This window comes from Candidatus Contendobacter odensis Run_B_J11 (assembly GCF_000531125.1).
GTDB lineage: Bacteria > Pseudomonadota > Gammaproteobacteria > Competibacterales > Competibacteraceae > Contendibacter > Contendibacter odensensis.
Genome location: NZ_CBTK010000117.1, coordinates 1 through 12,031 on the forward strand (window position 1 = coordinate 1; position 12,031 = coordinate 12,031).

General features: G+C 58.5%; 15 protein-coding genes. 8 read left to right on the forward strand and 7 right to left on the reverse strand.

Annotation, left to right across the window (positions count from 1 at the left end; translation table 11 throughout):
* Nucleotides 1–43 precede the first annotated feature (43 nt).
* From BN874_RS24410 to BN874_RS09310, 5 genes are read right to left on the reverse strand one after another with little or no spacing between them, the layout of a single operon-like run.
* Nucleotides 44–187, reverse strand: coding sequence for a hypothetical protein (locus tag BN874_RS24410; RefSeq protein ID WP_154724834.1), 144 nt, complete (start codon nt 185–187; stop codon nt 44–46).
* A gap of 15 nt (nt 188–202) precedes the next feature.
* On the reverse strand, nt 203–1,201 hold the full coding sequence (locus BN874_RS09295) for a 4Fe-4S binding protein (protein ID WP_051497645.1): 999 nt from the start codon (nt 1,199–1,201) through the stop codon (nt 203–205).
* Nucleotides 1,185–1,991 carry a CbbQ/NirQ/NorQ/GpvN family protein gene (locus tag BN874_RS09300; RefSeq protein ID WP_034432389.1) on the reverse strand — a complete coding sequence of 269 codons (807 nt, stop codon included), beginning with the start codon at nt 1,989–1,991 and terminating at the stop codon, nt 1,185–1,187. Before BN874_RS09300 ends, BN874_RS09295 begins: the two co-directional genes overlap by 17 nt.
* 48 nt (nt 1,992–2,039) lie before the next feature.
* Nucleotides 2,040–3,443 carry a cbb3-type cytochrome c oxidase subunit I gene (locus tag BN874_RS09305; RefSeq protein WP_034432413.1) on the reverse strand — a complete coding sequence of 468 codons (1,404 nt, stop codon included), beginning with the start codon at nt 3,441–3,443 and terminating at the stop codon, nt 2,040–2,042.
* Nucleotides 3,444–3,486: 43 nt separating this feature from the next.
* Nucleotides 3,487–3,912 carry a c-type cytochrome gene (locus BN874_RS09310; RefSeq protein ID WP_034432416.1) on the reverse strand — a complete coding sequence of 142 codons (426 nt, stop codon included), beginning with the start codon at nt 3,910–3,912 and terminating at the stop codon, nt 3,487–3,489.
* Nucleotides 3,913–4,092: 180 nt separating this feature from the next.
* Here BN874_RS09310 and BN874_RS09315 point away from each other — a divergent pair, with 180 nt between their 5' ends.
* The 8 genes from BN874_RS09315 (at nt 4,093) to BN874_RS09350 (ending at nt 10,369) form a co-directional block, all read left to right on the forward strand.
* Entirely contained in the window at nt 4,093–4,533 is a 441-nt protein-coding gene (locus BN874_RS09315; RefSeq protein WP_034432392.1) for a hemerythrin domain-containing protein, read from the forward strand.
* Nucleotides 4,530–4,754: a DUF2249 domain-containing protein gene (locus BN874_RS09320; protein ID WP_034432395.1), complete on the forward strand. Its 225-nt coding sequence runs from the start codon at nt 4,530–4,532 to the stop codon at nt 4,752–4,754. The genes BN874_RS09315 and BN874_RS09320 overlap by 4 nt, the downstream gene beginning before the upstream one ends.
* On the forward strand, nt 4,751–6,043 hold the full coding sequence (locus BN874_RS09325) for a hypothetical protein (RefSeq protein WP_034432397.1): 1,293 nt from the start codon (nt 4,751–4,753) through the stop codon (nt 6,041–6,043). The genes BN874_RS09320 and BN874_RS09325 overlap by 4 nt, the downstream gene beginning before the upstream one ends.
* A gap of 202 nt (nt 6,044–6,245) precedes the next feature.
* Nucleotides 6,246–6,449 carry a hypothetical protein gene (locus BN874_RS09330; RefSeq protein WP_034432399.1) on the forward strand — a complete coding sequence of 68 codons (204 nt, stop codon included), beginning with the start codon at nt 6,246–6,248 and terminating at the stop codon, nt 6,447–6,449.
* A complete protein-coding gene (locus tag BN874_RS09335; protein WP_034432401.1) occupies nt 6,446–6,904 on the forward strand; it encodes a CBS domain-containing protein in 459 nt (152 codons plus the stop codon). Before BN874_RS09330 ends, BN874_RS09335 begins: the two co-directional genes overlap by 4 nt.
* Nucleotides 6,905–8,251 (forward strand): ArsB/NhaD family transporter, encoded by a 1,347-nt coding sequence (locus BN874_RS09340; protein WP_034432403.1) that lies wholly within the window; start codon nt 6,905–6,907, stop codon nt 8,249–8,251.
* A gap of 75 nt (nt 8,252–8,326) precedes the next feature.
* A complete protein-coding gene (locus BN874_RS09345; protein WP_034432405.1) occupies nt 8,327–9,670 on the forward strand; it encodes an ArsB/NhaD family transporter in 1,344 nt (447 codons plus the stop codon).
* Nucleotides 9,671–9,859: 189 nt separating this feature from the next.
* A complete protein-coding gene (locus BN874_RS09350) occupies nt 9,860–10,369 on the forward strand; it encodes a hypothetical protein (protein WP_034432407.1) in 510 nt (169 codons plus the stop codon).
* A 40-nt stretch (nt 10,370–10,409) separates the two neighbouring features.
* Here the strand turns inward: BN874_RS09350 and BN874_RS09355 are convergent, their stop codons facing one another.
* Both BN874_RS09355 and BN874_RS09360 read right to left on the reverse strand, forming a co-directional pair.
* Nucleotides 10,410–11,675, reverse strand: coding sequence for a sodium ion-translocating decarboxylase subunit beta (locus tag BN874_RS09355; RefSeq protein WP_034432410.1), 1,266 nt, complete (start codon nt 11,673–11,675; stop codon nt 10,410–10,412).
* Between the two features lie 18 nt (nt 11,676–11,693).
* Nucleotides 11,694–12,031, reverse strand: a 338-nt coding sequence (locus BN874_RS09360) for a biotin/lipoyl-containing protein (protein WP_034432418.1), incomplete at its 5' end; no start/stop codon positions are given.

The following is a 12,031-nucleotide window of genomic DNA, read 5'->3' on the forward strand; positions in this document are numbered from 1 at the left end:
ATCGCTTATCGGTAAAGAACGCTCTTTTTACCATGGCGCTGAATCAAGCGGGATCGCCGCCGAAAGCGCGAAACAGCAGTCCGGCGGTTTTCTCAATGTCAGCGAGGGTGACGGCCGCGTCCGGGTAATGGCGTTGCGCGGCGCGGGTGATCAGCCGATGCCAGAGCGATCCGACGTGTTCTTCCATAATGGGCGACTCCCCTCACCCCAACCCTTTCCCGCAGGGAGAAGCAATGATCGGCTTAAACTTGAGCGGCTTGGGCGAAACGGCAGCAAGCAAACCCTGTTCACCATCCGCCTGTAATGCCTGCTGGCCGTCAATCCAGTTCAATAGACTGCCTTCGGGGTTATCGCGCTGCACGGTTTCACAGGCGGCGATGCACTGGCCGCACTGGGTGCAGGCGAACATCAGTCGTTTGATAGTACGCGGCTTGAGCCGCATCGGGCAGGCGTGATCACAGAATGACTGGCAACCGACACAATCGCAGGCGCGTTGGCGTGGAAAGCCCACCACCATCGCGCTGCGATTCGTCATCCAGACCAGACTTTGAAACATCCCGACCGCGCAGGCGTAGCGGCAGAACAAGTGGCGGGCGAAGGTGAATTCCAGAAACAGCACCGTCGTCGCCGCGCCGATGAACAGGGCTTGATTGCGGGTTGGCGTCAGGTGGAACAGGTTGGCGTAGACTTCGGCGGGCGGCAGTAAATAAGTCAGCAGTGCCACTGCCCACAGCAGCGCAAACGCCAGCGCGAGCGGAAGCGCCAGCAGCCAATAGCGCGCATCGGTGGGAGCCGGGGAGCCATCGGGATGCCAGGGCGGCCCCGGCTTTTTGTCCCAGAGGCTGGGTTTGCCGCTGGCCTTGCGCACCAGTTGGTTGATGGTTTCCACCACCGAAAAGTGCGGACACAGCCAGCCGCAATACAGCCGGCCCCAGCGCCAGGCGATGCCCAGGAAGATCGCCGCCAGCAGCAGAATCGGCAGGATCAACCGCAACAGAATGTTGAGCGTCATTTGATCGTTGCTGATCCGACCGGCCAGATAGTCGTCCAGACCGAGCGTCCACGGCTGGCCGAACACGATCAAATGGCCCTGAGTCAGATCAAAACGCAACAGATCGAAGACGGGCGCGAACAGAAACAGGATGAAGAAACCGCTTTGAAACAACACCCGCTGGCGCTGCGCCTCAGCCAAAACTGGCATTCACCACCTCCAGCAGCGCAGCGGCGGTCTGCTCATCATCGGTCAGCGCTTCGACCAAAGCAGCGCGGCAGGCGGTGATCCGATCCATGCCGCCATGAATCAGTTGCGCGGCGTAAATCAACAGTCGGGTGCTGGGAACCTCGTCCAGATCATGTTCCTTGAGAGCGCGGAAGGCGTTACCGATTTGCACCAGTTGCCGGGCGGTGGCGGCGTCGCAGCCGGTTTCGCCGATCACGATGGCCTGTTCCCGCTCCGGGTTGGGAAAGTCGAAGCGCAGCGCAATGAAGCGCTGGCGAGTCGAAGGTTTCAGGCTCTTGAGCAGATTCTGGTAGCCGGGGTTGTAGGATGCCACCAGCATGAAACCCGGCGGCGCGTGCAGCACCTCGCCAGTGCGATCAATCGGCAGGATGCGCCGGTCGTCAGCCAGCGGGTGCAGTACCACCGTCGTATCCTTGCGCGCCTCCACTACCTCGTCGAGATAGCAGACGCCGCCTTCGCGCACCGCACGGGTCAATGGCCCGTCGCACCAGACGGTCGCCCCGCCGTGCAGCAGATGCCGTCCGACCAGATCGGCGGCGGATAGGTCATCGTGACAGGCGACGGTGTGCAGCGGCAGGCCCAGCCGCGCCGCCATGTGGGCGACGAAGCGGGTTTTTCCGCAACCGGTCGGGCCTTTGATCAGCAGCGGCAGCCGGTTGTGCCAGGCCGCCTCGAACACCGCACACTCGTCGCCGGACGGCTGGTAGTACGGCGTTGACGGTAACGAAAGCGGCTTGAGTTGCGGTTTCATGGCGTTTCCCTCACCCCAACCCTCTCCCAGAGGGAGAGGGAGCGTTGCTCAAGTCGCAGCGGGTTGAACATCGTTAACCGCAACGGTTTGCGGTTTGTCCTTGACGAAGAAGCTGACCAGATACAGCACCAGGCCAATCAGAAAAACCAAGCCGGCCAATTCACGCAGCCAGTAGAAAATACGCACCTGATCCTGCACCGCCATGAACGGCTGTGGGTTATCAATGACCCGCTGCAACCACACTTGCAAAATGCCGGCGCCCGTCAGAAACAGCGTAATAAACACCATCGAGACCGTCATCAGCCAGAACGACCACATTTCCAGCACTTGCGCCCGTTCGGGATTGCACTCGCGCCCGCGCAGGATCGGCATGGCGTAGGAAATGATGGTTAGCACCACCATCACATACGCGCCGTAGAACGCCAAATGCCCGTGTGCGGCGGTGATCTGGCTGCCGTGGGTGTAGTAGTTGACCGGGGCCAGGGTGTGCAGGAAGCCCCACACGCCGGCGCCAAGGAACGCCATCACGCCGGTGCCCAGCGCCCACAGCGTCGCGGCTTTATTGGGATGCTGGCGGCGGCGACGATTGACCATGTTGAAGCAGAATACGGTCATGGCGAAGAACGGCAGCGGCTCCAGCGCCGAGAAGACGCCGCCCCACCACTGCCAATAAGCGGGAGCGCCGATCCAATAATAGTGATGGCCGGTGCCGATAATGCCGGTCACCAGCGCCAGAGTGATGATCACATACAGCCATTTCTCGATCACTTCGCGGTCTACGCCGGTGATCTTGATCAACACAAAGGCCAGAATTGCCGCCATGATCAATTCCCACACCCCTTCGACCCACAGATGCACCACCCACCACCAGAAGTATTTGTCGGTAGCCAGATTCGATGGGTTATAGAAGGCAAATAGAAACAGCACCGCCAGACCGATCAGACCGGCTAACAGAATCATGCTGATCGCAGTTTTACGGCCTTTGAGAATCGTCATGCCGATGTTGTACACAAACGCCAGCGCCACCACCACGATGCCTACTTTGGTCGGCAGCGGTTGTTCCAGAAATTCACGGCCCATTGTTTGCAGAAGGTTATTGCCAGTCATTTCGGCCAGCGTGGCGTAAGGCACCAGCAGATAACCGGCAATGGTCAGCGCCCCGGCGATCAGGAAAATCCAGAACATCAGATACGCCAATAGCGGGCTGTGCAATTCCGTTTCGGATTCTTCCGGCACCAGATAATAAGCTGCGCCCATAAAGCCAAACAGCAGCCAGACGATGAGCAGATTGGTATGTACCATGCGGGCGATGTTAAAAGGAATAGCCGGGAACATAAAGTCGCCGATGACATATTGCAGGCCCATAATCAGGCCAAATAGAATCTGGCCTACGAACAGGCCAATGGCGGTGATGAAATACGGTTTGGCTACCGCTTGGGATGGGTATTGCAGTAATGGCAGCATGATTTATTTCCTCTGTGGTGAATGCCGAAGTTCAGCCTTCGATATTCGGCGGCCAGTTTTCGGTATTGATTTCCGAAGTCCATTTCAGAAACGCCACGATATCGTCCAATTGCTGCTCGCTGAAATGAAACTGTGGCATCTGGCGGCGTCCCGCTACCCCGGTCGGCTGTACCTTAATCCAGGCCTTGATAAAGTCCGGGCCGCGCCGCTTATAGACGTTGCCCAATTCCGGGGCGAAATACGCGCCTTCACCTAAAATGGTGTGGCAGCCCACACAATTGCGGGTCTCCCATAAATGCTTGCCACGCACCACCTCTGCCGTCAGATTTTCGCGATGATCGCGTTGTGGCATTTTCCGAATGGTGTGGAAGGTCAGAGCAAGGAACAGCAGCGCTGAAAATACGACGCCGCCATAGAAAATGTTCCGCGCCCTGGACTTAGTGAAGAATGCGCTCATAAGCACCTCTGTTCGGCGATGATGCGAACCGCCCCGACGGTGAGTCTGAGGGAGCGGAATCAGCCGCCATGATGCAAAAATCGCAGATTGCGCGCCTTGACCTGGATCAAGGAATGCCAACGTGGCATCAGACACAATCCCGGTCATTCACTCCATAACCTTGTGCCAAGGACTACCGCCATGCCTTCCGTTGCTGAATTTCTCGCCGCCGAACATCGCCAGTGCGATGACCGTTTTGCTGCTGCTGAAGAAGCCGCTCACCTTGCCGATCTCACCGGTTGCCGGATCCGGTTCCAGCAGTTTCAGGCGGCGATGAATCACCATTTTCACAAGGAAGAAGACACGCTGTTTCCGGCCTTTGAACAGGCCACCGGCAACACGATGGGGCCAACGCGAGTGATGCGGCTGGAACATCAGCAAATCTGCGATACGCTGGCGGAGATGAGCAGCGCACTGACCAGCGGCGATTTGGAGGAATATCTGGGGCAGGCGGAAACGCTGCTGATTCTGACCCAGCAGCACAACATCAAGGAGGAGCAGATTTTGTACCCGATGTGCGATGAAATTTTGGGCGCTGCCGCCCAATCCATGATTCAGGCCATGCAGGATTTACCGGTATGACGCTGGCCGAAATCGTGGTGGATGGGCGGGGCTTGGAGCATCCAGAACCGCTGGAGCGGGTGCTAGCGGCGCTGGATGAATTGCAACCGGGGCAACAGTTGCGATTTTTGATTCACCGCCAGCCCTATCCGCTGTATGACATCCTGCACCGTCATCACTACCGCTATAAGGTTACCGAGGTCACGGATGGCAATTTTGAAATTCTGATTTCGCCGCCATGAATCCGGTCGGACTGTCTCTGGAACAAGCGCCGCCCTTTGATGTGCCGCTGCGGTTTTTCCTGACCGCGCCGTTCTTTCTGGTGCTGGCGGCAATGGTGCTGCTTTGGCACGGGCCGGAGTTGTTCGCCAGCCGTTGGTTGCCTGCGCCGCTGGCGCTGACGCATTTGCTGACTTTGGGTTTCATGGCGCAGGTCATGATCGGCGCGTTGCTGCAAATGCTGCCGGTCGTGATCGGTGTGACCGTGCCGCGTCCGCAATGGATCGCGGCGCTGATTCATCTACCGCTGACCTTGGGAACCTTGACGCTGGCGGGCGCTTTTTTGCTCGGCAGCCCGCTCGGTTTCCAAATCGCCAGTGGATTGCTTGGACTGGGGTTTGGGGTGGCGCTAATCGCGTTTAATCTGGCGGTGTGGCGGGCACCCGTGACCAGCGGCACGGTGATCGCGGTGCGCTGCGCCTTGGGCGGACTACTGGTCACGGTGACGCTGGGATTGCTGCTGGGCGGATTTTTCGGTTGGGGTTTGAGCCTGCCGATTGTCACGATCACCACCTTGCACGCGGTCTGGGGACTGGTGGGCTGGACGGTGCTGCTGGTGGCGGGAATTGCGGATCAAGTGGTGCCGATGTTTCATATCACCCCGGCTTATCCGTGCTGGCTCAGTCGCGGGTTTGCGCCGTTGATGGCGGTGATGTTGGCGCTGTGGTCAGGGTTGATGCTTGGCAACCGGGAAATTGCGACGCAACTCGCGGGCGTGGCGCTGGCGCTGGGCATCGCCGTTTTCGCCGGGACGACCCTGCATTTGTTAAATCAGCGCCGCCGCAAAATTGGCGATCCAGTGCTGGCCTACTGGCGCATCAGCCTGATCAGCCTCTTGGCGAGCGCAGCCTTGTGGCTGGCGACCTCGTTCCTTCCGGCGCTGATGCCGTGGTCAACGGTGGAATGGCTGCTCGGAATCCTGTTGATCGTCGGTTTCGCGGGCGCGGTCATCAACGGCATGTTGTACAAAATCGTCCCGTTTCTGGCCTGGTTTCACTTGCAGGCGCAACTGCTCGGTCGGGCGAAAGTCCCTCACATGAAGCAGTTATTGCCGGATGCACCGGTTCGGCGGCAAGGCTGGGCGTATTTGGTGGCGCTGCTATTGCTGTTGGCCGCTGCTGTTTATCCCCCTGTGTTTACTTATCCCGCCGCACTCGCTTTGGGCCTTGCGGGCGGATGGCTGGACGTCAATTTGTGGAGTGTTTGGCGAATTTATCGTCAGGCGCTAAGCAAGGGATTGGCCGCTGTATAACTCGTAACCTTTTCGATGGGCACTGGATTCCCGCTGACGCGGGAATGACGGAAAGCGAAATCTCAGGATGTTCACCAAACCCGCAGATCCGTCATACCCGCGAATGCGGGTATCCAATCTTTTCAGCGATTGACTGGATTCCCGCTGACGCGGGAATGACGGAAAGCGAAAGTCCTGTATCTAATTGGCCGCTGCATAACTCGTGGCGCTGCGGGCGATGACCATAAGCCGATCGGTATCAACGGACTATCAGCCCGCACATTTCACGAATCGCATCGTCATTATCATCTACACTGTGAGCGCTGACCGGCGCTACGGCTATCCTGCCCTTGATGAAATTGCCGGAACCTTGGCGCACGACTCGTTTCCCAATCCTGCATTTTTCACCCACCAGGACTTTTCATGACTGCAAAAACCTTGATGAACCCGAATCCGATGACGCTCAGTCCGTCGGATACGGTAGCGATAGCCGCCGACCGTATTCTCCAACATCACCTGCGCCATCTGCCGGTAGTAGACGCCCAAGGCCACTATCTCGGCACCTTCAGCGTTTATTCGCTGCTGAAATTGACCTTGCCCAAGGCGGTGCTGGATAAACATGGCCTCGATAACGTGTCTTTTGTGACCGAACATGTCGCGCATTTGGCGCAACGCTTTGGTGGGCGCCGCGACGAGCCGGTGACCAACTGGCTGAACATCCATGAAGTTGCGCATCCTGAGACGCCGGCGATGGAAATCATGCTGTTGATGCTGCACGGGCGTACCACCAGCGTACCGGTCGTTAATAAAGAGAATGGTCGCTTGGAGGGCATTGTTTCGTTCTGGGACGTGCTGGAAAAAGTAAGAGGGGAGAACGCCTAAATGCACGGTTCCGAAACGCAACTAGCCTCGACAGTCATTTTCGGCCTGAACCCGATGTGGTACGCCGCGATCCTGTTCATTCTCACCTACGTGGTGATCATGACCGAGCGGATCAACCGCGCCATTGTCTCCCTGCTCGCCGCCGGCCTGATGATCTTCGGCGGGGTGCTGAATCAGGAAGCTGCGGTTCGCGGCGTGGACTTCAACACCATTGGTCTGTTGATTGGGATGATGGTGATCGTCGCGATTACCCGCCAGTCCGGGGTGTTTCAGTACGTGGCGATCTGGTCGGCCAAGAAGGTTAACGCCAGCCCGTGGGGCATTTTGGCGATGCTGTCGGTGGTGACTGCCGTGGTCTCGGCGCTCCTGGATAACGTCACCACGGTGCTGCTGATCGTGCCGGTGGCCCTGCTGATCACCGAAGAACTCAAGGTTAAAGCCTATCCCTATCTATTCTCAATGATTGTGTTCTCCAACATCGGCGGCACTGCGACGCTGATCGGCGATCCGCCCAACATCATGATCGGCTCGGCAGTCGGGCTGACCTTCAATGATTTCGTGGTGAATCTGGCGCCGGTGGTCGCTGTGGTTATTGCCGCTACTCTGGTTCCCGTGTACGTGATCTGGGGCCGAAATCTCAAAGCGGCGGCGGAAGACCGGCAGCGGGTGATGGATTTCAACGAGCGCGAGGCGATCACCGACCCGGCGCTGCTGAAAAAGTGTCTGGCGGTGATCGGGGTGGTGGTGCTGTCGTTCGTGTTCGCCCGCTCCCTGGGGCTGGAAGCCGCCACCATTGGCTTATTCGGCGCTGCCGCGCTGCTGCTGCTGCAATGCTGGCCGCATAACGCTGACGAGCAGTCCAAACTGGTGACCCACGCTTTCACCGAGGCCGAATGGATCACCATCTTCTTCTTCGTCGGGCTGTTCATCGTGGTGCATGGCCTGGACAGCACCGGTGCGCTCAAGCTGCTGGCCGACCATCTGTTGGCGCTGACCGGCGGCGATCTGACCGCCACCGCCATGACCATCCTATGGTCCTCGGCGGTGCTGTCGGCGTTTGTGGACAACATTCCGTTCGTCGCCACCATGATCCCGCTGATTAAAGCGATGGCGCCGACCTTCGGCGGTCCGGAAGGCTTGATGCCGTTGTGGTGGGCGCTGTCGCTGGGCGCGTGCCTGGGCGGCAACGGCACCCTGATCGGGGCCAGCGCCAACCTGGTGGTCGCCGGTTTCGCCGAACGCGCTGGTCAGCCGATCCGCTTCGTGCCGTTCCTGCTGATGGCGTTCCCGATGATGCTGATGTCGGTCGCCATCTGCACCGTCTATCTGTACTGGCGGTATCTCTAACTTAACTAATGCGGCGGATGGGCACAATTATTGTGCTTGGATATAACGCCATGGAAATATAGGATAAAAATGTTTATGCATGATTCTACCGTTGCATCCGCTGCTGTGATTTTTGGCTTGAACCCGATGTGGTACGCCGCGATCCTGTTCATCCTCACCTATGTGGTGATTATGACCGAGCGGATCAATCGCGCCATCGTCGCCCTGCTGGCCGCCGGTTTAATGATCTTCGGCGGGGTGCTGAATCAAGAAGCGGCGATTCGCGGCGTGGACTTCAACACCATTGGCCTGTTGATCGGGATGATGGTGATCGTCGCGATTACCCGCCAGTCCGGAGTGTTTCAGTATCTGGCGATCTGGTCGGCCAAGAAGGTTGACGCCAGTCCGTGGGGCATTCTGGCGATGCTGTCGGTGGTCACTGCCGTACTTTCGGCGCTGTTGGATAACGTCACCACGGTGCTGCTGATCGTGCCCATCGCCCTGCTGATCACCGAAGAACTGAAAGTTAGCGCCTATCCCTATCTGTTCTCGATGATTGTGTTTTCCAACATCGGCGGCACCGCAACGCTGATCGGCGATCCGCCTAATATCATGATCGGTTCCGCGCTCGGACTGACTTTCAATGACTTTGTACTTAATACGGCGCCGGTGATTATGATTGTTCTGCTTGCTACTCTGATTCCAATTTACTTGATCTGGGGTCGGCATCTCAAAGCGGCGGCGGAAGATCGGCAGCGAGTGATGGATTTCAACGAACGCGAGGCGATCACCGATGCGTCGTTATTGAAAAAGTGTCTGGCGGTCATTGCCGCTGTGATTATGGGATTTGTCTTCGCTCATGCGCTGGGATTGGAAGCCGCCACCGTTGCTCTATTCGGCGCCGCCGCGTTGCTGCTGCTGCAATGCTGGCCGCACGGCGCCGATGATCAGTCCAAACATGTGACTGAAGCATTCACCGAGGTGGAATGGATCACCATCTTCTTCTTCGTCGGGCTGTTCATCGTGGTGCATGGCCTGGACAGCACCGGCCTGCTCAAACTGCTGGCCGACCATCTGTTGGCGCTGACCGGCGGCGATCTGACCGCCACCGCCATGACCATCCTATGGTCCTCGGCGGTGCTGTCGGCGTTTGTGGACAACATTCCGTTCGTCGCCACCATGATCCCGCTGATTAAAGCGATGGCGCCGACCTTCGGCGGTCCGGAAGGCTTGATGCCATTGTGGTGGGCGCTGTCGCTGGGCGCGTGCCTGGGCGGCAACGGCACTCTGATCGGGGCCAGCGCCAATCTGGTTGTGGCCGGTTTCGCCGAACGGGCCGGCCAGCCGATCCGCTTCGTGCCGTTCCTGCTGATGGCGTTCCCGATGATGCTGATGTCTATAGCCATCAGTACGGTGTATCTGTACTGGCGATATCTGTAGCACGGGCATCCTGCCCGTTGAAACACGGACTGGAAGTCCGTGCTACGTCAACAACCTGAACAGGGTTTTTGCTGACGGTGACGTAGCACGGGCGTCCTGACCGTTGCCACACGGACTGGAAGTCAGTGCTACGTCACCAAGCGAAAGTCCTGGCTCAATGACTCATCCAGGAGAAGCGGGGCTAAAACAATGACAGCAATAACGTGTGAGGCGTTGTTCAGGCAACAAGCGGCTTGGTATCAAACGCAAGCCGCCGAGGGGCGTTTGCCAAAACAGGTGATCGGGGTCGCCGCCGACGGCAGGCGCTTCGAGATCAAGCTGGAGAAGCTGACGCTGGGGCCGTTCCAGAAAGACAAGCTGATTAAGTACGTGTTGGAAGCCGAGGGCGCGGACCATTATGTCTACGCGACTCCGGTTCGAGTCGAGGATCAAGTCAGCGGCAAGGTCAGCGAGCAAGTGCTGATTGTCTGCGCCTCGGCGGAAGAGTACGTCGGCGGCAGTTGGAACGTGATCCATGCGGCCAATGGCGCCATTTCCCTTAAGCCGCTTGGCGAATGGTCCGGGCGCGATCCGGGACAAACTCCGGGAACGTGGTTTCTGACCGATACGGTGGTGCTGGAGGAAGGCGAACGTCCGCACTACGCCGCGTTGTGGGCGGAACTGCGGGAGAAGGGAGCGATTGACGAATCGAATGGATGAAAAACCGGCGGATTGCGCGATGCAATCCGCCGGGTTGCAATCAGCCCCTCTGCATCATCGGCAGCAGGAAGGCGATCAAGGTTGCGGCAAAAATGGCGCTGGTGATCACTCCGCTAATGCTGACGCCCAGCGCATGAGGCAGAACGATCACGCCCGGCCCGACCGATTTCTGCGCGACTTTGGCGCAGGTGGGCACACAGCTCACAGCAGCGATGCCGATCACCGGGTTGTATTTCTTACCCGACCAGTAATACATCGCGTAACCACCCAGAATCCCGCCGATGCCGGAAATCAGCAGCGCCAGAATCCCCAGCACCAACAGTTTCAACACCACCGGATTCAGGATCGTCCCCGCCTCGCACAATACGCCCAACATGAGTCCCAAGAAGAAGGTGGCGCCATACAACATGGTGTTGGAGAGCAGTTCATGGAAGTTAGGCAGATTGCTTTCGCGGATGACTACGCCCAAGAACAGCGACAACAGTAGTGGCGACGCCACCGGGAATAGCAGGCTGAGCAGCACGCAAGCGACCACCGCGAACACCAGCTTCTCGTTGGAAGTGATGGCCCGGGTCTTCTCCATGGGCATCGGCAACGCCCGCAGCTTTTCGGGAATCATCAGCTTGATCAGGTACGGATAGCCGCCATAGGTCAAGCCCAGGTACAGGTAGGCCACCACCGTGATCGGCACGAACAATTCCCGCGCCAGTTGCAGAGAGGTAAATAGCACCATTGGTCCATCGGCGCCGCCGATGGTGGCTACCGCCGCCGCCTGCCCCGGATTCAGCCCCATCGCCACCGCCAGCGGGAACACCATGACGGTGCCCAGCTCTCCGAACAGGGCGATGATCATGCTTTGGAACGGCCGCGCCATCACGAAGCCCACATCCAGCAAGGCGCCAATGCCCATGAATACGAGACAGGCGATCAGACCATTGCTGAACATGAAGGTATAGATCGGCTGCAACCAGTCAATTTGCAGGATGTTCATCAGCGCGTCGGTATCCTGCGCCAACGGCGCAATAAACAGGGTGCCCGCCAGTGGTTGCGTCTGACTGGCGACGACGTTTATTCCGGTCGCCGGATCGTAGGCGGAGAAGAACATCACCCCGGCGTTGACCGTGGCCATGCCCAAGCCCATCGGGATCATCAGCAGGGCTTCCAGCACCCCCTTGCGTCCCAGATACAGCAGCAACATTCCCAACGCCATCAGGAATACCCGACCAAAAGCGATTTTTGGGTCGGTGGAGAAACCTTGCACCAGGGTGTTAATGCCCTGGAATAAGTCTAGGAAATTTAATTCCATAGCGGAATGCTCCCGGCACTAGCCGATGGTCAGCAACGCCTGCCCCGCGTCCACGGGATCACCCGCCTTAACCGCGATGCTGATGACTTGGCCGCCCCGGCGGGCGATGACATGGGTGACCATCTTCATCGCTTCCAGCGACACCAGCTTATCGCCCTCGTTGATCACCTGGCCGACGCTGACATGCACCGTCTGCACCACGCCGCCCAGCGGCGCGACTTCATCACCCGGTCCGGCGTGACCGCCAAGGTAGGATGCCCGTACAGCCCGTGCTGCCGGAGATAGCTCAGAGATCGGAAGAGCACACGTCTGAACTCCAGTCACGCCAATATCTCGTATGCCGTCTTCTGCTTGAA

What these genes read in the sequence shown, in the direction of transcription:
- BN874_RS24410 (WP_154724834.1), bottom strand. Translation starts at nt 187, where the DNA reads ATGGAAGAACACGTCGGATCGCTCTGGCATCGGCTGATCACCCGCGCC.
- BN874_RS09295 (WP_051497645.1), bottom strand. Translation starts at nt 1,201, where the DNA reads ATGCCAGTTTTGGCTGAGGCGCAGCGCCAGCGGGTGTTGTTTCAAAGC.
- BN874_RS09300 (WP_034432389.1), bottom strand. Translation starts at nt 1,991, where the DNA reads ATGAAACCGCAACTCAAGCCGCTTTCGTTACCGTCAACGCCGTACTAC.
- BN874_RS09310 (WP_034432416.1), bottom strand. Translation starts at nt 3,912, where the DNA reads ATGAGCGCATTCTTCACTAAGTCCAGGGCGCGGAACATTTTCTATGGC.
- BN874_RS09315 (WP_034432392.1), top strand. Translation starts at nt 4,093, where the DNA reads ATGCCTTCCGTTGCTGAATTTCTCGCCGCCGAACATCGCCAGTGCGAT.
- BN874_RS09320 (WP_034432395.1), top strand. Translation starts at nt 4,530, where the DNA reads ATGACGCTGGCCGAAATCGTGGTGGATGGGCGGGGCTTGGAGCATCCA.
- BN874_RS09325 (WP_034432397.1), top strand. Translation starts at nt 4,751, where the DNA reads ATGAATCCGGTCGGACTGTCTCTGGAACAAGCGCCGCCCTTTGATGTG.
- BN874_RS09335 (WP_034432401.1), top strand. Translation starts at nt 6,446, where the DNA reads ATGACTGCAAAAACCTTGATGAACCCGAATCCGATGACGCTCAGTCCG.
- BN874_RS09340 (WP_034432403.1), top strand. Translation starts at nt 6,905, where the DNA reads ATGCACGGTTCCGAAACGCAACTAGCCTCGACAGTCATTTTCGGCCTG.
- BN874_RS09345 (WP_034432405.1), top strand. Translation starts at nt 8,327, where the DNA reads ATGCATGATTCTACCGTTGCATCCGCTGCTGTGATTTTTGGCTTGAAC.
- BN874_RS09350 (WP_034432407.1), top strand. Translation starts at nt 9,860, where the DNA reads ATGACAGCAATAACGTGTGAGGCGTTGTTCAGGCAACAAGCGGCTTGG.
- BN874_RS09355 (WP_034432410.1), bottom strand. Translation starts at nt 11,675, where the DNA reads ATGGAATTAAATTTCCTAGACTTATTCCAGGGCATTAACACCCTGGTG.